Raw genomic sequence first — 20,734 nt, 5'->3', positions numbered from 1 at the left:
ACACATTGGCAAATTATCCAATGGGTACAAAACCAGATTCCTTCCGTCTGATTAAAAAGACCTTTAAATCCGGAGAACCCATGAAAACAAAAATAATCTGCTTTATCGCATTTGTCAGTTATACCTTTTATTTAACCGCAGGAGATATTTATGTTTCTCCCTACGGTAACGACAATGCTGCCGGTACACGCCAATCTCCCCTCCAGACTCTGGAACAAGCCATCAAGCAAGCGCGCGAATGGAGAAGATTGCAATCACCCGAAACAACCGGAGGCATAAATATCCTATTGGAGGAAGGAATATACCCACAATATAAAAGCCTGTTCATCCGCCCCGAAGATAGCGGGACAACAGACTCTCCCACCCGTATCACCGCTGTTCCCAATGCCCGTGTAGTCTTAAGTGGCGGAGTTCCTGTGACAGGTTGGGAACAAGGATGCAAAGATACCAGAATACCAGAAACACTTAGAAATAAAATATGGGTAGCGGAAGCGCCCCGTATGGGAAACAGGATATTGGAAACCCGGCAAATGTGGGTCAACGGAACAAAAGCACAGCGGGCCGCACAGTTTCCCGACGGAGTAATGGAACGCATGATTGATTTTAACCCTGAGGAAGAGACGATCACCATTCCCACTCCACAAACAGCAGGGTTGAATGCCGCTTCACAAGTAGAGATGATCGTTCACCAACGTTGGGCCATCGCCATACTGAGAGTGAAGGAAATGATTACTGAAGGGGCAAATACAATCGTCCGTTTTCATGATCCCGAAAGCCGGTTGGAGTTTGCCCATCCCTGGCCTCAACCTGTCATTGACGGAGAAAAAGGAAACTCCTCCTTTTGTCTGGTCAATGCTCTGGAACTATTGGACCAGCCCGGAGAATGGTATCAGGATTACCCTTCCGGACGCATCTATTATTACCCGCGTCCTCACGAAGACATGACGAAGGCGCAAGTCATTATTCCGGCTTTAGAGACTTTACTGACTATAAGCGGAACATTAGAACGCCCGGTAAGGAATATACATTTTCAAAATATATCTTTCGAACATACTTCATGGATGCGCCCCTCTTATCAAGGACACGTTACATTGCAAGGAGGCTTCCATCTGCTGGATGCTTACAGACTACCCATACCGGGGCTACCCGAAAAAGCGGAACTGGAAAACCAGGCATGGATAGGCAGACCCGAAGCTGCAATACAGATAAAATGCGGCAATAACATAAACTTCAACCACTGCACATTCCAGCATTTAGCAGCCACCGGAGTAGATTATGAACGCGCCGTATCGACTTCCATTGTCGAGAATTGCCATTTCACCGATATTGGTGGCACAGCCTTACTGGTGGGCACCTTTCCCGATGAAGGATTTGAAACCCATGTGCCTTATACACCTTTTCATGAACAGGAATTATGTACGGGAATCACCATACGGAACAACCTGATTGAGGAAGTGACCAATGAAGATTGGGGAGGTGTAGGCATCGGAGCCGGATATGTAAAGAATATCCATATCGTACATAATGAAGTCTGCCACGTCAATTATTCAGGTATCTGTGTGGGCTGGGGATGGACCCTGCAGGAAAGCGGAATGAGCGGCAATCGGATTGAAGCCAATTACGTCCACCACTTTGCCCGGAGGCTGTATGATACAGGAGGACTTTATACCCTCTCCAACCAACCCGGCTCCGTGATGCGCAATAACCGGATTGAACATTTAATTGACGCGCCCTACGCTACCAACGACCGTGCGTTTTACATCTACTTTGATGAAGCAACGGATGGCTATACCGTAGAAAACAACTGGTGTCCGTCCGAACGTTTCGACTCCAACCGTCCGGGACCTCATAATGTGTGGAAGAAGAATGGTCCGCAAGTAGATGAAAGTATAAGACAAAAGGCAGGCAGGGTCGCTGTAGGTGGGGTGTCACAACCAAGAATCATTATAAAAACAAAATAACAAAAAGAGAATGAAACCAACCAATTACCACTTATTCGATTTTCTGGACTTTGATCCCGATCTGTCAAGAGACGAATCATTATGGAAAGCATACAAGCCCACCTCTGTCTATGAAAAAGACGGGGATATCTGTATAAACGTCCCCTTTCAAAAGCAAGTGCTCTCTAACGATATGGCGCCCGATACGACATCGCCCCGTGAAGAGTATACGCTGGTCATCCGTCAGTACACCTCAGGTATCACCCGGCTCTTTATCGGATTCGGTGAAGAAAGCATGACGGATCAGTCGGAAATGCTCCAATTCAGTGACCGGGTAAAGAAACTCCCTTTGCAAGTGACACAAACAGAAGGGGAATGGTTGATCACTACCCAAGACGGAATCCAACGGGCACTTATCCATGTAAAGCCCCCGGTACTGGACCGTTGGAGCGAACTGCTGCCCGATCCTCAAGAGACCTTGGATCTTCGCCTTTACCCCGACGGCAAACGTGAAATCCGACTGGCTGCCTACGACCACTTCTCCCCTCCCCGTTACGATGCGCTGCCACTGGCTTTCTGCAAACGAAACGGAGTGAAGGAACGTGCCACCCTTTCCTTTGAATCAAAACCCGATGAATGTTTTGCCGGAACAGGGGAACGCTTTGCCAAAATGGACTTAAGCGGACAAACGTTCTTCTTAAAGAACCAGGACGGACAAGGTGTGAACAACCGCCGTACCTATAAGAATATTCCTTTCTACCTCTCCAGCCGGATGTATGGAACATTCTATCACACCTGTGCCCACAGCAAACTGTCACTGGCCGGGCAATCCACCCGCTCGGTACAGTTCCTAAGCGACCAGGCCATGCTGGATGTTTTCGTCATAGCAGGCGACACGATGGAAGAAATCCTCCGGGGTTATCGGGATCTGACCGGATATCCTTCCATGCCTCCCCTCTGGAGTTTCGGCATCTGGATGAGCCGCATGACCTACTTCAGCGCTGATGAAGTAAATGAGATATGCGACCGGATGCGTGCCGAACATTACCCCTGCGATGTCATCCATCTGGATACCGGCTGGTTCAAGACCGACTGGCTGTGCGAATGGAAATTCAACGAAGAACGCTTTCCCGATCCCAAAGGGTTCATCCAAGGACTGAAGAAAAAAGGATATCGCGTGTCCTTATGGCAACTCCCCTACGTGGCGGAGAACGCCGAACAGATAGACGAAGCACGCAAAAACGATTATATAGCTCCGCTGACAAAGAAACAAGATTCGGAAGGTTCCAATTTCTCCGCTTTGGACTATGCCGGAACCATTGACTTCACTTATCCCCAAGCAACCGAATGGTATAAAGGACTGCTGAAGAATCTGCTGGATATGGGCGTGACCTGCATCAAAACCGATTTTGGAGAAAACATCCACATGGATGCCCTCTATAAAGGCATGAAACCCGAATTGCTGAACAACCTGTATGCATTGCTTTATCAGAAAGCCGCTTATGAAATCACAAAAGACGTAACCGGTGACGGCATCGTATGGGCACGCTCGGCATGGGCGGGATGCCAACGCTATCCCCTGCATTGGGGAGGTGACTCATGCAGTTCATGGGATGGGATGGCAGGCTCGCTGAAAGGCGGCTTGCATTTCGGGCTTTCCGGCTTCGCTTTCTGGAGTCATGATGTCCCCGGATTCCACACATTGCCCAACTTCATGAACTCTATAGTGGACGATGATGTATATATGCGCTGGACACAATTCGGTGTATTCTCCTCCCACATCCGTTATCACGGAACAAACAAACGCGAGCCGTGGCATTATCCCGCTATCGCACCTATGATAAAAAAGTGGTGGAAGTTGCGCTATACGCTTATACCTTATATCGTAGAACAAAGCCGTAAGGCCATCGCAAGCGGAGCACCTCTCTTGCAAGCTCTGATTTTTCATCACCCCGAAGACAAATTGTGCTGGCACATCGACGATGAATACTATTTTGGTAACGACTTCCTAGTAGCCCCGGTCATGAACAGCGAGAACCGCCGGGATGTCTATCTGCCCGAAGGAAAATGGGTGAATTTCTTCACAGGTGAACGCTTGGAAGGAGGACGCTGGCTGAAGAATCTGGATGTCCCTCTGGACGAAATGCCCGTATATGTACGTCAAGGAGCGACCATCCCCGTTTATCCGGATGAAGTGGAATGCACGGACGATATGGATTTAAGCAAAAGCATCGGTCTACACATAGACCCTCATTTTAAAGGAATATTTAAGAACTGACGAATATGGAAACTTGGAAAACGAATTTAGACGAGACAAAGAAACGATATATAGATTGGTGGAACCATAAAGGAATCATACTGAACATGTGGGAGCACTTTCAGGAAGGTGTGAAACCTCATGCGGATATCCCTGCACCCTCCCCGGCAAAAGACCTGAATCAGAAATGGTTCGATCCGCAATGGCGTGCAGAATACCTGGACTGGTACGTGGCACACAGCAGTCTGAAAGCAGATATCCTGCCGGTAGCCAATACCCAGTTAGGCCCCGGTTCATTGGCAGCCATCTTGGGCGGCGTGTTCGAAGGAGGGGAAGATACCATTTGGATTCATCCCGATCCCGATTTCAACGATGAGATTGTTTTCAATCCCGAGCATCCCAACTGGATCTTGCATAAAGAATTGCTGAAGGCATGCAAGGCGAAAGCAAACGGTCACTATTACGTAGGAATGCCCGATTTGATGGAAGGGCTGGACGTACTGGCCGCCTTGAAAGGTACAGACAAAGTTTTGCTGGATACCGTGATGCAGCCCGAAGTGCTGGAACAGCAAATGCAACAAATCAATGATATCTATTTCAAAGTCTTTGATGAACTTTACGACATCATCCGTGAAGGGGACGAAATGGCTTTCTGCTATTTTTCTTCATGGGCTCCCGGTAAAATGAGCAAATTACAAAGCGATATTTCTACCATGATCAGCGAAGATGATTATCGTCGCTTCGTGCAACCGTTCATCCGCGAACAATGCCAAAAGATAGACTACACCCTGTATCATTTGGACGGTGTGGGCGCCATGCATCACCTGCCCGCCCTTCTTGAAATTGAGGAACTGAATGCCATTCAATGGACTCCGGGCGTAGGTGAGCCACAAGGAGGATCACCCAAATGGTACGACCTTTACAAGAAGATCCTTGCCGGAGGCAAAAGTATCATGGCTTGTTGGGTAACCTTGGACGAACTGAAACCCTTGCTGGACAATATCGGTGCGGACGGTGTGCATCTGGAAATGGACTTCCATAACGAGAGAGAAGTGGAACAAGCGATGCGCATTGTTGAGGAATACTCCTCTTCCTCCTCTGACGTATCCAAAGAAGACCTTTTGAAAGAAGAAGCCGCTGCAACAAAACAAGAAACAATCGTCGTCAAAGACTCTGCGGCAGCCGGGAATGAGGCCTTGAAACCTTTGTTCAATGCCATTGTGGACGGAAAGCTGGAACCGGCCATAGAAGTAACCAAGAAAGCCATCGCCGAAGGAGTACAGCCCCAGGAAATTATCAACAACTACATGATAAAGGCTATGGGCGAAGTGGGACAACGCTTCCAGGACGGAAAAGCGTTCGTGCCCCAACTGCTGATGGCAGGACGCGCCATGAAGGGAGCTTTGGAACTTCTGAAGCCTTTATTGCAAGGGAGTGCCTCGACCACCATAGGCAAGGTGGTCATCGGGACCGTGAAAGGCGACTTGCATGATATCGGCAAGAACCTAGTAGCTTCCATGCTGGAAGGCTGCGGCTTTGAGGTGATCAACATAGGCATAGATGTATCTTGCGACAAATTTGTGGAAGAGGTCAAGAAAAACAAGGCAGACATCCTGTGCATGAGCGCCTTGCTGACAACAACCATGACTTATATGCAGGAGGTGATCAACGCTTTGGAAGCAGCCGGTATCCGTCATCAGGTAAAAGTGATGATAGGCGGCGCTCCGGTAAGCCAGGGATTTGCCGATGAAATAGGTGCAGACGGGTATAGCGACAATGCCAATACGGCCGTAGCGGTAGCCAAGGAACTGATGGGGCTTCATAAATAAACGGAATATTCATCTTAATCTGATACATGAATTATGCACGCTAATTATTTAGATACGTTAGATTGGGGCATTCTTATTGCCTACTTTCTGATTCTTATAGGCATCGGTATATGGGCCAGTCTGAAACGCAAAAAAGGCAGCAGCCTTTTTCTCGCCGAGCGTTCCCTGAAGTGGCATCACATCGGTTTCTCCATGTGGGGAACCAATGTGGGCCCCTCCATGCTGATAGCCTCAGCCAGTGCCGGATTCACCACCGGCATCGTTTCGGGCAATTATGCCTGGTATGCGTTTGTTTTCATCTGCTTGCTGGCTTTTGTCTTTGCCCCCCGTTATTTGGGAGCGCGTATCACCACCTTGCCGGAGTTCATGGGGCGGCGTTTCGGACAGTCCACCCGCAACATTCTTGCCTGGTACACCATTGTGACGATCCTTATCTCGTGGCTTGCCCTGACCTTATTCGCCGGAGGTATCCTTATCCGTCAGGTTTTCGATATTCCCATGTGGCAATCGGCATTGATCCTGCTCGTTATCTCCGCATTCTTCACCATGGCCGGAGGGCTGAAAGCGGTAGCCTATACCAATGTATTCCAGATGCTTCTGCTTATTTTCGTATCGGCCACGCTTACTATAGCAGGGCTTTACAAGGTGGGTGGAGTCAGCGCATTGGCCGAAGCGGTTCCGGCCGATTACTGGAACCTGTTCCGCCCGAATGACGATCCTGCCTTCCCGTGGCTGCCCATCATTCTGGGTTATCCCATCATGGGAGTCTGGTTCTGGTGCACAGACCAATCCATGGTACAGCCTGTATTGGCTGCCAAGAATCTGAAAGAAGGCCAAATGGGTGCCAACTTCACCGGCTGGTTGAAGATACTGGATGTTCCTCTCTATATCCTTCCGGGTATCATCTGTCTGGCACTCTACCCGGGCTTGAAGAACCCCGATGAGGCCTACATGACTATGGTCACTAACTTATTTCCTGTAGGCATGGTGGGATTAGTACTGGCCGTATTGACCGCCGCACTGATCAGCACTGTCGGCTCTGCCCTGAATGCGCTGAGTACCGTCTTCACGATGGATATTTATGTCAAGAAATTCAGGCCACTTGCCAGCCAGAAAGAGATCATCCGTACGGGACACGTGGTTACAGTGGCGGGAGCACTGATTTCGGTGATCATCACCATTGCCATAGACAGTATCAAAGGATTGAATCTGTTCAATGTATTCCAATCGGTACTGGGATTTATCGCACCGCCTATGGCGGCTGTTTTCCTGTTCGGCATCTTCTGGAAACGAACTACCACGATGGCTGCCAACATGGCATTGACGCTTGGCACGGCGTTCAGCATGGGAGTGGGTATTCTCTATTTATGGGTATTTCCTGCGGAAAAATATACAGCATGGCCTCACTTCATGATGCTGTCTTTCTACCTGTTCGTTATCATCAGCGCAGGCATGATCTTGGTATCCTTATGGGATAAACATCGACAAGAATGTACATTAAATATGAAGAAAGTCATGGAGAAGCCGGCTAAATCCGTTATCCTTGCATGGGCGTTACTGGCTATTGTCATGGTCGGGCTTTATCTATTCTTCAATGGGCATTAAAAGAAGGAGCAGAAGGCTGAAAAGATTGTATTTTTATATGCCTGCATTTGATATCCCACTTGGGTGGTGAGGCAGTCCCACCCCGGTGAGATTGCAGCTTCACCCCGGTGGAACTGGAGTCTCACCGGGGTGGAATATCAGATGAAAGTGGTTGTTATAACAGATGGGAACGGCTGTTATACCCTGTCTGATAGGACAGGAGATTCATTAAGGTTGCAACAAATTGCAAAATCAATGAGATTAATAACAACATCTAGCCATTTGGGAACTCTGATTTTTGTAGTCATCCTATTATCCTCGCTGCTTCCGCCTGTAACATCTATCGTACGTACAGAGACCGCAAGTATATTCCAGTTTACGGACACCATCCCCCAGGCCTATTACTCCACTGACCGATTTTATAGGAAGCATCAAACCGGAATCTGTCAACCGGATGCCGCAAGGTTCCGCTGAAGGAAATAAAGGGAATAATTTTTTTTGCTCCGACACATGCCAGCCGCAATATCCGGGACTGAAACGGTTGGTATGCCTCCACCCTCTGTCGCGGATGTATTCATCCAACGCAATTTCCATACAATCCGCAGTCTTCTCGGCTATGACACTTCCTATGGCATCCGCTATATAAACCTTTACCATATCCCCCTCTTGCTGCAACGTATGCTGGAACCTTTCAAAACCGGTTCCGGCAGTCGCGGCAAAGAAAGCGAAGGATTCCGAACCACGCAGCTGCCGGGTGATTATTTTACCTATACTGAAACACGTATCGCCGACAGAAAGCGAGTCTTTCGATTCATCCAACTCTCCACCGGATATGAAAAAACAAAAACGGGGAGAAGTTACTGCCTCCACCCGTCCAAGCACCCCACGGACTTCTTTTTCTACCGCTTCGTCGGGCACAGCATCTGCATACCCCATTGCCTCATAGAGTTCGGACAATGAGATAGACAGATCAGCAAAAGAAAGTTCTTTTTCAAGCATTATTGAATTCATTTAATGCGGCAAAGAATGCATCAATATTTTCAGATGGCGTATGAGGCGGTGTATCACATCCGCTGGAGAGCACGAAGTTGGGATAGGACCGGGTAGCTTCCAACAAATCGAGTGTGGCTTTCTTCATCACCTCCGGAGTAGCCGCCTTGAACAAGCTCACCGGATCAAGATTTCCCATTGCAAGGGCATCGGCAGGTACTTCTTTCAGAGCTTCGACCATATCTATTTTATTTCCAAAATGATAAGCGGCAGCTCCTGTAGCTACCATTGCCTTGGTACAATGACCGGTATTTCCACAATTATGCAGAATGACCGTGAAGTGATCGTCCTGCACTTTCTCTACTATCTCCTTAATGAAAACAGACGAGTATTGCGTGCAGTCCTCATCAGACAAGAGTCCGGCAGCCGGCTCGGCCATCACTACCCCATTCACTCCTGTGGCCTTCAATGCCATACAGTAACGGAGAATGAAATCCGAACATTTCTTCAACAGCGAATTGGCCGCTTCCGGATTGATATAAATAAGCATCATGATTTCAGACATGTCATACAAACGTCCTGCCAATGAGTAAGGGCCGATGCAACCGGCAAAGACGGGCCGGTCCGTAATGGTCTTGGCTGCCAGCATATTTGCTTTCAGATACTGGGGGATTCTTCCTTTATTCAAGGCAGGGATTTCCAGTTTGTCAATAGCTTCTTCATCATTGAGAAGACGCCCCACCACACTGGGAACCTCATTTTCGGGGAAGACAATCTCCGCTCCGAAAGCCTCGGCTTCTACCGTCAAATCCATAATCACGGTTGCGGCGGCTGTGGGATATTTCTCACTCAATGCCTTGATGGCGTTGTAATGCACTTGTCCGTCAGTGACGGCATCGCGTACCGTTTTCCCTATCATCTCTATGCCCGGATGGGTCATGATGGGCATAGCCACCACTTCTTTCTTTTGGATAATTTCGTTTATCCACTCTTTCATATTCAGTTTACTCATGGTCTTTTATTCTTTACCTATATTGGCTATGTTTAATGACGCATATGAAAAAACATTGTACTCATACATAAATTTAAATATGTAAATAGGGACATTCATTAAATATTACAAAATCAGCCAACTAATTCATACACAAAGTATTGCGAATTAGTTGGCTTTTTTGTATCTTTAGGTATTCCCCCGAAAATAAGATTTGACGGCCAAAACGGGGGAAATATCCAAACTAATAAGATATGGCAAAGATAGTGAATATTTCAGAAATTCACCCTACTTTGGGTTTTACAGAATTTGATATTCTGGAAAAATACCGCAAGAGTTTTAATGAGAGTGAGCTTGGCAAGCTTCATTCGGTCTTTCCGTTTGAATGTATGGCAAAAGCCGCCGGCCTGTCGGACCGGCGCCTGGGACGCAGGAACAGATTCAGTCCTTCCGCAAAGATCGCCCTTATGGTCCTGAAGGCATACACCGGATTCTCCGACAGGCAACTGGTGGAACATCTGAACGGGAACATACACTACCAGATTTTCTGTGGAATTATGATTCCCCCGTCCCTTCCCATAACCAACTTCAAGATAGTCAGTGCCATCCGTAATGAGATAGCATCCCGCCTTGACATTGATTCTTTCCAGGAGCTCCTGGCTTCACACTGGAAACCTTATCTTGATAACCTTCACGTCTGCATGACCGATGCCACATGCTATGAAAGCCACATGCGTTTTCCTACGGACATGAAACTCCTTTGGGAAAGCCTCGAATGGCTCTACAGGCATATATGCCGGCATTGCAGGGAGTTGGGCATAAGGCGTCCGCGCAACAAATACAGGAATGTGGCGGAATCCTATCTGTCCTACTGCAAGAAAAGAAAGAGGAGAGCTTCAAGGACAAGAATGCTTAAGCGCCGTATGATCAAGCTTCTTGAAAAGCTCCTCAGTCAAAGGGATGGGATCCATAGCGAGTACGGTGCTTTACTCCGATATACCCAGGATTATCATAAGCGTCTTTCCATCATCAGAAAGGTGCTTGTACAAGAAAAGGAAATGTTTGAAGGGCGGAAAGTCAGTGACCGCATCGTCAGCATTGACCGTCATTATGTACGTCCCATCGTCAGAGGCAAGGAAACCAAGTCCGTCGAGTTCGGTGCAAAGGTCAATAATATACAGATAGACGGCATATCGTTCATCGAACACCTCTCGTTCAAGGCATTCAATGAGGGTATACGCTTGAAGGACTGTATCCGTATGCAGCAGAAGCTTATGAATGTAAGGGTAAGATGTGTGGCTGCCGATTCCATATATGCCAATAATGCCAACAGAAAGTTCTGTACAAAATATGGGATATCCACATCCTTTGTGCGCAAGGGAAGGGCGGCCAAAGATGAGCCTTTGAGGAAGGTGCTTAGAAGCGAACTCTCAAAAGAAAGGGCAACACGGCTTGAAGGAAGCTTCGGCACTCAAAAGCAACATTACTCGCTCTCAAGGATAAAGGCCAGAAACAGGAAGACGGAAATACTGTGGATTTTCTTTGGAATACATACGGCAAATGCCATACTGATGATAGAAAAAATCAGAAACAAAACAGCTAAAGCAGCATGATATGATTTTACTCACAGAATCAGAAGAGGTCATCAGACTTCTTCCGGAACGTCATGTCCTGTCGGATAGAAGTATGTGAGAAAGCACGGAAAAATGACAATAAGAATGGCATATGAAATGGTCATGCCCTATCATCTTCATATGCCATCTTATTTTTTAGAGACATTTACTGAATATCCCTAAATAGGAACAATATACTATAAAACTAAAAGTTTGATATAACAAAAAAGAGGATGTACTCGAATTTTAGTACATCCTCTCAGAAAGAATTATTGATTAATACCCCGGATTCTGATAATACCCTCCTCCACCTTCCAAAGTAGAAGTGAAATTAGTAGAAATAGGACGTAACGCATATTCTGGCTTAAAGAATTGCGCCAAATCAGGGTGATGTTCTTCTAAATAACTATTATCTTTCAACATACCAGTACGTTTCAAATCATAAAAACGAGCATATTCACCACACAATTCACGCGCTCTTTCATCCAACACTGTATTTATTGTAGGTACACCAACTAACGGATTTGCCCCAGCACGTGTACGAATTTTATTTATATATTTTAATGCGTTAGAGCCACCATTTACATAAATATCAGCTTCAGCAGCAATCAAATACATTTCTGCAGTACGCATAATAAATGTGGCATTCAAATTACCATTACGTTTCTTACTTGCATTAGCAACATAATAATTACTACTATTATGCTTATTTAGCGAAGGGTAGAAGAAATTAAACAAATTTTCTGATTTTCCATCTGATGTATACCCCTCAGACGGATTCGAATATGAATAGTTCATCTTTACATTCTTCTTAGCATCATCATACACATCCTTATAATCAACAACTAAATAATCCTTTTCCAATTTCTTCGCACTTTCTTCAGCATAATTTTCATCTTGTGGCATAATAAATTTTATAGCCAATTGACCTACCTCAATTTTCTTTCCTTCCACGTTACTTTCACGGTCAAATCTATTTACAGTACCCTTATCCCATGTATAAGCGGTATTAGCCTTCCATTCTGTTGTAAAAGATTCATGAAAACGAGGATCTAAAGTTCCGTCTTCCTGCACATAAAGACTTAACAAATGTTGGGTAGGCATAAATAAGCCATTAGGCCCCCCCTCCCATGCCAAACGAAATTCTTGAGTATCAGTTATAGCACCAAAATTAAATACATTGCACAAAAAATACTCATCATTCCTATTCAATCGGTAGTTTCCACTACTTGAGCCATGTGAACCATTTCCCGAGAACCATCGATGTTTCCAAAGGGCTTCCTTGTTCTCATAATTATTTGACTCTTTAAAAACATCAACATATGAAGCATATAAATGAGTATTATATTTAGCACCACCAGCTTCAGCATCATCAATCAACATCTTAGCATACTCCAAAGCTTTTGTTGCATACTTTTTCGATGTATCATATTCTATAGTCTGCAAATAAGCTTTAGCTAAAAAACCAATGGCAGCCTTTCTAGTCGGAGTAGTAGTTGTCGCATCATTACCAATCGGTAACCATTTAGCAGCAAATTCCAAATCCGGAAGAATGATATCTTCATAAATTTTCATAGGCTCCGTCCGCTCCGGATGATAATTCTTCTCAGTAGTAGGTTCTGTCAGAACAGTCACCCCTCCAAATTGTTCTACCGCATTAAAATAATATACAGCACGTAAGAAGTGAGCTTCAGCCACTTTTGCATTACGAGCTTCTTCTGTTTTGAACGGCACTTTATCAACCTTTGATATAGCTATATTACAGGCACCAATACCATCATAAATACCACTCCAAAAATTGTCAGTATAAGTGGTATTAGGTGATGCACCAGCATAAAACCAAAACCACTGAGTATACGAAGTCGATTTATTACGCTGATAGGTCCACAAATCCGTAGTAGCTTCTGTCATCGCCATCCAATTGTTACTTTCTATTCCGCTAGCTCCACTAGCTCCATAGAAATAACGTTCCATAGCGAAGTAACAGTTATTTATGATTTTCTCATAAGTTTCCTCTGTCTCAGCCAAAGAATCCATTGTAAATTCTCCCGGGTTCACTTCATCCAATGAACAAGCCGTAAAATTGGTCGCAGCCGCCATCAATGCAGATGCAAAGAATATATGTTTCAATTTATTTTTCATTGTTGTCCTCTTATTTAAAATGTAACGTTTATACCAAATACAAACTGCTTATACAACGGGAAGGCATCCGAACCATTCGTTTCAGGATCCGTACCTCTCAATTCCTTATCTTTTACATACAAGAAAGGGTTATATGCCGTTGCATAAAAACGACATTTCTCCATTAAAACCTTGCGTGATACAGATTGTGGCAAAGTATATCCTAAAGTAATGTTTTTTACTTTGATGAAAGAACCGTCACGATAAGTCAATGCTGACATTACCTTTTGCTCGTCACCACTACCCGGAACCGGATAATAAGCGCCTTGATTATTTTCTGTCCAATAATCTACACCAGCTGGCTGATTAATAGAATAGTTAGAGCTTGCCCTATACCATCCTATCAGACTACTTTTGATTGTCTGTCCATAACGTGCCATCGCAAAAATTGAAAGATCAAAGTTTTTATAAGTAAGCGTATTATTCAAACCAAGAATAACATCAGGATTAGTGTGTCCCAAAATTTGACGGTCATCTTCACCGTATTTATGTACACCACCATCACCATCTTTATCAAGTGTTTCAATTTTTACCCAACCCGGTTTCACACCATAAGCGTCCAATGTTTCTTGAGGAACATTACTTCCCCAAATTCCAGCATATTTATAGTCATACAAGGCATGAATTGGCTGTCCTTCAAATAGATTTTCCTTGATCAAGTCACCTGTAGGCAAAGAGTTTATCTTTTCTTTACTCCAAGTAAACGATAATGTTGTATCCCATGAAAAATCTTTAGTCTTTATATTATGAGAATTAATAGTTGCTTCAACTCCCATATTACTAGTTTCAGCCAAATTCTCCCATATATCCAACGGACGCCCCCAACCTGTGTTACCAGTAGTTACAGGTAAAGTACGCTTAAACAACAATCCCTTCGTTTTTGTAGTAAACCATTCAATTGAACCATCAATACGATTACTCAAAAGACCAAAGTCAACACCTATATTCCAGTTATGTGACTTTTCCCAGCCAAGATCCGGATTAGAATAGGTACCTGTATACTGAGCAAATGGAACATTATTACCTCCAATACTAATACCTGAGCTAGAATAAATTATCGCATTGGTAAGAGTTCCATATGCACCAATACCTCCTGAATTTCCTGTAACACCATAACCAATACGCAATTTCAAGTTGCTCAGCCAATCATTACTTGATTCCATAAAAGCCTCATCAGAAATACGCCATGCCAATGCCGCTGCCGGGAAACTATCCCATTTATTAGCCAGCCAAGATACTCCATCCCAACGATTGGAAAATGTGAATAAATACTTTCCCTTATATGAATAATTAAAACGAACAGCATAAGACAATTTTTGAGTCTGTGAAAAATCAGATTCGACATGAGGTGAAGTAGCAGATGTCAAACGCCAAAATGACCAAGAATCCAAATCCTGACCACTACCTGCCGCCATATTACTTTCTTCTTGATTATGACTCCAAGAAGTAACAAAAGTACCTCCAACAGAATGGTCTTCAGCAATGGTCATATTGTAAGATAATATGTTTTCCCATGTATAACCACGTGTATAAGAATTTAAAATAGAAGCATGTGGAGAACTTGCATAAGTCGGAAGATTAGCATTACATTGTGCACCTAGAAATGTTCCTGCACGAGAATTATTCAAAGTAGCACTTATTACTGATTTAAAACTCAACCCTTTCAACGGAGTCAATTCTAGATTTCCATTTACATTGATATAAGTACCTTTAGTATTATTCACATACTGATTAGGTATAAAATCACCCAATGGAGAGTATTCATTAGGAGCGTACTCATGATTAATATTACCATCCTTATCATAAGCATCTCCTAACGGAAATACAGAAAGAGCTTTAGTAAAAGTATTTTTTACACCTTGATTTCTATCTGTATATGTCAAGTTTGAAGTAAAACCAATCTTTGCCCATGAAAATATTTCCTGATCAACATTTAACCGCATTGCATACTTACCCATGTTATCATTACTCAACAATCCTTCTTCACGAGTATAAGCAGCCGATGCAAATATCTTTGTCTTCTCTGAGCCTCCTGTTACAGACAAGCTATATTTCTGAGTCGTAGCGGTATTCCCAGCCGCTTCATCTACCCAATCAATCCATTTTCCTTGATTATAAGCTTCTAATTTAACGGGATCTGTAAGAATGGCAGACATATCAGCTGGATATTGTCCATTAATATATTTATAAGATTCACGCTGATATCTCGTCCATTCATCACCAACCATACCATGATAATAATCAGGAGTACCACTAAATCCATAATAAGCATCAAAATTTACCGTAGCCTTACCTACTGCTCCACGTTTAGTCGTAATAATAACTACACCATTAGCTCCAGCAGAACCATAAATCGCTGTTGACGAAGCATCTTTTAATACATCTACAGTTTCAATATCAGAAGGATTTATTTGGTTATAACTCCCTGGAATACCATCAATAATGAACAAAGGAGTATTATCACCATAAATAGAACGAGAGCCACGCAATAGAATTTCAACATCTTCACCTACCTGACCACTAGTTTTCATAATGTCCATACCAGCAATTTTACCAGACAAGGCTTCCATGACATTATTAGTAGGAGCAATTACTACATCTTTATTCTTCATTGAAGATACCGCACCTGTCACATCACGTTTCTTCATCACGCCATAACCCACAACGACCACTTCATCCAAAGCCTGCGTATCGGCCTCCATTTTAATGTTCAGCTGATTGCTTTTTCCTACCGTTATATCCTGCGTTTTATATCCTATATAAGATATGACGAGAATATGCTTACCTGAAGGAACTTCCAGAGAATAATTACCGTCAAAGTCGGTAATCGTACCCACCGTTGTACCTTTCACCAGTACGGATACACCAATTAACGGCTCCCCTGTGTCATCTATGATTTTACCTGTAACAGTACGTCCTTGCTGGACAGACTGAACCAATTCACCGGCAACAGGATCACTTGCATTTGCATAAGAAAATGCAGACGGCATACATAATGCTGCCGATAACCCTAAAATAATGGGAGTACGTCTGATATTACTTTCCCAATTTTGTTTCGGACTTTTTTTCATGCTTTTCATTTCTGTTATAATAGTTAACTAGATTTATTTTATTATATCTATTAAAATGACGTAGATAAAAAACCTCTGTACTCAAAATTAATTGTAAAAATAGGTTAAATCAAAAATACATTTTCTTTCATTTAGTATTTCTTTTTAACTGAATCACAAACTTAAATTTATAAATACCTGATTTTAGCCAATAAGATTCTAATACAGGTAGCCCCACGAATTATCTCCCTCCAACTCCCATTCGTGCACAATTTATATCTACCGTAGTGTTACTGTGAGGCTTCAATTCAAAGCCATGCTCCGATTATTTATAAGAACATAAAAGGATTACATAGAAACCACCTCCAATCTTTATATACGAAAAGACAGAACATCCCGATAATCAAAAGACCAAAGACCTCATCATATTAACAAATAAAAAGAAGGTGTGTCAAAATGCACCCCTTCTTTCTTTTACGCACAAAGCCCCGACTTTCACAAGCTGGGGCTTTGTTATTACCTAAAGATTTTGTATCTTTAGGCATAAGAATTTCACTATGACAAAGATACATTTTCGTCCTTACAATCCCAACCAAACCGTTCTTTTTCCTCAAAGAATTGATGAGGATATTGCAGAAAACGATCCGGTGCGCATGGTTGACGCCCTGGTTAAGGGCTTGAATCTTGAAAGTTTCAGAAAGCTGTATAAGGAATGCGGCCGCAGCCCTTACCACCCCAAGATGATGCTCAAGGTCATTCTGTATGCCTATATGAACAACATCTACTCCTGCCGGAAAATTGAAAAGCTCCTTCACCGTGACATCCATTATATCTGGCTGGCCGGATATGAGAAACCGGATTTCATTACCATCAACCGTTTCCGCAACCGGGTGAAGAAGGAAATCAACGAGGTGTTTACGCAAACCGTACTCCTTCTCTCTTCCAAAGGCTTCATCAGCCTGAATGTGGAATACATTGACGGGACAAAGATTGAGTCCAAAGCCAATAAGTATACTTTCGTCTGGCGGAAAACGGTTGAGCGGAACCGTGAACGCCTGATGAAGAAGATACATATCCTGCTAGGGCAGATAGACAATGTCATCGCCCAGGAGAACTCATCGGAAAGCAATGAGGAGATTGAGTTCACTCCAGCCATGCTGACTGAAATGGCTGGAGAATTGCGTCAAGCACTCGAACAGGTTCCTGAACCCTCCACGAAAGAGGAAAAGACTGCGTTGAAAAAGAAACGCAAACAGCTGAAGGAGTTGGAAGAGCACAGGGACAAGCTACAGGAATACGACAACCGTCTGGACACGCTGCAGGACAGGAATTCCTATTCCAAAACGGACAATGACGCTACTTTCATGAGAATGAAGGAGGATGCCATGCGCAACGGACAGACGAAGCCCGGTTACAACCTTCAAATCGGCACCGAAAATCAGTTCATCACCGATTTTGCACTCTTCCCGAACCCTACGGATACACTGACCCTGATTCCTTTCCTGCAATCTTTTTCAAACAGGTATGACCGGATGGCCCATACGGTGGTTGCTGATTCCGGCTATGGCTCCGAAGAGAATTACCGCTTCATGTCCGAAAACGGCATGGAAGCCTACGTAAAGTACAACTATTTCCACATGGAGCAGCGGCCGAGATTCAAACCGGACCCGTTCAAGGCCGAAAACTTCTACTACAATGAAGAACATGACTTCTGCATCTGCCCTATGGGGCAAAGGATGCGGAGGATAGGCACCAGGAATGTGAAAACCGCATCCGGATATGTCAGCGAAAATGCACGGTACAGAGCTGTCAGGTGTGAAGGCTATCCCCTGCGATGCCGCTGTTTTAAAGCAAAAGGAAACAGGACGATAGAACTGAATCATAGGCTTAGACAATACAAGCGGAGAGCCAAAGAACTGCTCTGCTCTGAGAAAGGACTGAAACACAGAGGGCAGAGATGCATAGAACCGGAAGCCGTGTTCGGACAAATTAAAAACAATATGAACTACAAACGTTTCCGACATTTTGGAAAGGACAAGGTCTTCATGGACTTTGCCTTCCTAGCCATTGCCTTCAATATAAAAAAGATGTGTGCAAAACTGACAAAAGAAGGTATGAACTGGCTGATTAGACTGTTTTATGAACTTACAACTGCTGTTTTTAGATGCTGGGAACACATAAATCAAAGAAATCTTCAAAAGATCGCAGCTTAAAGAAAATGAACAGATTTGTATAGTGATGAACAAAAAAGAGGTGCATCGTGCATTACGACACACCTTCTTTATGTCACTATCAAAAAATTATATTAATAACCATTAGTACCGTATTCAGCAGAGTTCTCTATCTGATTTAAGAATGTATATGAGATAGGACGTAAATAATTCTTCTGGCTAAAATTTACGGCAGCACGAGGATTATATTTAGGCAATCGAGTTTCAAAAGCTTTATGTCGTTTCAGTAAAGCCCAACGGGTAAACTCACCACACAATTCACGAGCATATTCATCCAACACATCATCCTCTGTAGCAGTAGTCAATTTCATATTAGCTTCGAAATCAGCTTCATTACGACAAGCACGCTTACGAAGAACATTCAAATACTCAGCTGCTTTTGCACCATTTCCCAAACGTTCTTCCGCTTCAGCCGCAATCAGATACACTTCAGCCATACGCATAATAAACATGTCACCAGTTTTGCATTGCAAATTACTTCCATAAAAACCTCCCTCGAAATTAAAATTAAACTTATTCAATGAAGGAAATAAAGTATAGGTATTTGTCTGCTGGGCATCAATAAATGTTTCCTTGTATTTACCATCTGCTGCAAACAAATCATCAATGTTCACACAAATATATCCTCGCTTTGCTTTTTCAGCATCACTCAAATACTCTTTTGATAAATAAACAATAAAACGATCTTCATCCTCTGCTAATGGATAAGGATTCACATAAGGATTCTTCACTTTAACCAATTTATTGACATCACCAGAATATTCTCCTTTAGGCCATACACTGGCAACATATTGATTACCACCATTAGAACCTAGATTAATAGCATTAACATCAACATATGGATATATCTTCTTTCCTACAAATTTAGAATCAATACCATACTTAGTGCACAAATCTTCAGTTAATGTAATTGTTGCATTCTTATCATCGTATGTGCGCCATCCAGCCTGTACCATGGAGAACAGAGAAAAAGCTGTTGTAAATGAGTTTTCCCAACGTTTATCATAACGTGCATCAAAACAGTCCACTAAATATTTAGAAGGCGCATAATAATTATTATTCACACGACCATAGAAGTAATTTTGCTTACTGCCCACAGGATAAATATCACTCAATTTATTAGGATCACAGAATGTGAAAGTAAATAATTTATTCGCTCCATACGAACCATATGTAAAAGCATCAGTTCCTGCCTGGGGTCCCGAAGCTATAAACAAAGCTTCTTTATTGTTACGATTATTACTTTGTGCCCATACATCTTCAACATCATCATACAAATATGCATTATAAGAAGCCATATTGGCAATCAAGTCTTCTGCAACTTCTTTCGCACGCTGCCAATAAGAAACACCATTTTCGCTTAAACCTTCACCTGCTCCCTGCGCATAAGCTCTGGCCAACAAACCTAAAGCAGCTTTCTTTGTTACCCGGGCATAATTACCATCCATAGGAGTTGTATTCAAGTCAGCAGCAGCTTCTTGCAAATCAGTTATAATAAGATTGTAAATTTCCTCCTGTGACGAGCGAGTGGGATTCATTATTTTGGTATCTGTTGACTCTGTAGTTACTAACGTCACATTGCCATAATTGGTCACAAGTACCAAATAATAATAAGCACGCAAACACTTTGCTTCAGCTACTACAACTTTCAGTACATTCTTATCTCCCTCAGTTACATCTGCTGCACGATTTATCACTGCATTACAAGTATTAATACAAGCATAAGCTTGAGAAAACAGTTTGTCTGTAGCATTAGTACTAGTAGTCAACCCTTCATAATAGAACAATTGCTGCAATGTTGTTTTATTATTTTGGGTAAGCCATAAATCTGTACCGGTTTCCGCTACAGCCAAATAATCGGAAGCAGAAAACATTTGGTCATAAAGTGGAGAATAGCAATAAGTACCCAAATTTTTCAAGCCTTCTACAGTTTTCAACTCTCCTTCTCCAGATGTATCGCTAGGATTATATTCATCCAAAGAACATGAGTACATAGCTGCTGCTGTGCAAATGGCTAAAGCCATGTTATATAATGATCTTTTCATTGTCTTTTGTCTTTAATGTTTTT

11 protein-coding genes are annotated in these 20,734 nt (G+C 43.3%); 6 read left to right on the top strand and 5 right to left on the bottom strand.

Annotation, left to right across the window (positions count from 1 at the left end; translation table 11 throughout):
- Window positions 1-80: 80 nt before the first annotated feature.
- The 4 genes from BVU_RS14785 to BVU_RS14770 are packed head-to-tail and all read left to right on the top strand — an operon-like array spanning window position 81 to window position 7,631.
- A complete protein-coding gene (locus tag BVU_RS14785; protein ID WP_172773455.1) occupies window positions 81-1,961 on the top strand; it encodes a right-handed parallel beta-helix repeat-containing protein in 1,881 nt (626 codons plus the stop codon).
- Between the two features lie 10 nt (window positions 1,962-1,971).
- Entirely contained in the window at window positions 1,972-4,218 is a 2,247-nt protein-coding gene (locus BVU_RS14780) for an alpha-xylosidase (protein WP_011965820.1), read from the top strand.
- Window positions 4,219-4,223: 5 nt separating this feature from the next.
- The gene (locus BVU_RS14775; protein ID WP_011965819.1) at window positions 4,224-6,026 is read left to right on the top strand and encodes a corrinoid protein; all 1,803 of its coding nucleotides are present in this window, start codon (window positions 4,224-4,226) and stop codon (window positions 6,024-6,026) included.
- A 33-nt stretch (window positions 6,027-6,059) separates the two neighbouring features.
- Entirely contained in the window at window positions 6,060-7,631 is a 1,572-nt protein-coding gene (locus BVU_RS14770; RefSeq protein WP_011965818.1) for a sodium:solute symporter, read from the top strand.
- 291 nt (window positions 7,632-7,922) lie between these two features.
- Here the strand turns inward: BVU_RS14770 and BVU_RS14765 are convergent, their stop codons facing one another.
- Together BVU_RS14765 and BVU_RS14760 are read right to left on the bottom strand one after the other, a co-directional pair.
- On the bottom strand, window positions 7,923-8,609 hold the full coding sequence (locus BVU_RS14765) for a vitamin B12 dependent-methionine synthase activation domain-containing protein (protein WP_005840314.1): 687 nt from the start codon (window positions 8,607-8,609) through the stop codon (window positions 7,923-7,925).
- Window positions 8,602-9,612, bottom strand: coding sequence for a methylcobamide--CoM methyltransferase (locus tag BVU_RS14760; protein WP_005840312.1), 1,011 nt, complete (start codon window positions 9,610-9,612; stop codon window positions 8,602-8,604). The genes BVU_RS14765 and BVU_RS14760 overlap by 8 nt, the downstream gene beginning before the upstream one ends.
- Before the next feature lie 233 nt (window positions 9,613-9,845).
- Between BVU_RS14760 and BVU_RS14755 the strand changes: the two genes are divergently transcribed.
- A complete protein-coding gene (locus tag BVU_RS14755; protein WP_008667781.1) occupies window positions 9,846-11,204 on the top strand; it encodes a transposase in 1,359 nt (452 codons plus the stop codon).
- A gap of 276 nt (window positions 11,205-11,480) precedes the next feature.
- Here the strand turns inward: BVU_RS14755 and BVU_RS14750 are convergent, their stop codons facing one another.
- Together BVU_RS14750 and BVU_RS14745 are read right to left on the bottom strand one after the other, a co-directional pair.
- Window positions 11,481-13,346, bottom strand: a complete 1,866-nt coding sequence (locus BVU_RS14750; RefSeq protein WP_005840243.1) for a RagB/SusD family nutrient uptake outer membrane protein — start codon at window positions 13,344-13,346, stop codon at window positions 11,481-11,483.
- A gap of 14 nt (window positions 13,347-13,360) precedes the next feature.
- Window positions 13,361-16,465 (bottom strand): SusC/RagA family TonB-linked outer membrane protein, encoded by a 3,105-nt coding sequence (locus BVU_RS14745; protein WP_005840245.1) that lies wholly within the window; start codon window positions 16,463-16,465, stop codon window positions 13,361-13,363.
- A 527-nt stretch (window positions 16,466-16,992) separates the two neighbouring features.
- Here BVU_RS14745 and BVU_RS14740 point away from each other — a divergent pair.
- Window positions 16,993-18,648 carry an IS1182 family transposase gene (locus BVU_RS14740; RefSeq protein WP_011965817.1) on the top strand — a complete coding sequence of 552 codons (1,656 nt, stop codon included), beginning with the start codon at window positions 16,993-16,995 and terminating at the stop codon, window positions 18,646-18,648.
- A gap of 92 nt (window positions 18,649-18,740) precedes the next feature.
- Here the strand turns inward: BVU_RS14740 and BVU_RS14735 are convergent, their stop codons facing one another.
- Window positions 18,741-20,711, bottom strand: a complete 1,971-nt coding sequence (locus BVU_RS14735) for a RagB/SusD family nutrient uptake outer membrane protein (protein ID WP_005844668.1) — start codon at window positions 20,709-20,711, stop codon at window positions 18,741-18,743.
- Window positions 20,712-20,734: the final 23 nt, after the last annotated feature.

This window comes from Phocaeicola vulgatus ATCC 8482 (assembly GCF_000012825.1).
In the GTDB taxonomy this organism is placed as follows: domain Bacteria; phylum Bacteroidota; class Bacteroidia; order Bacteroidales; family Bacteroidaceae; genus Phocaeicola; species Phocaeicola vulgatus.
This window is presented reverse-complemented; position numbering and strand designations above follow the sequence as displayed.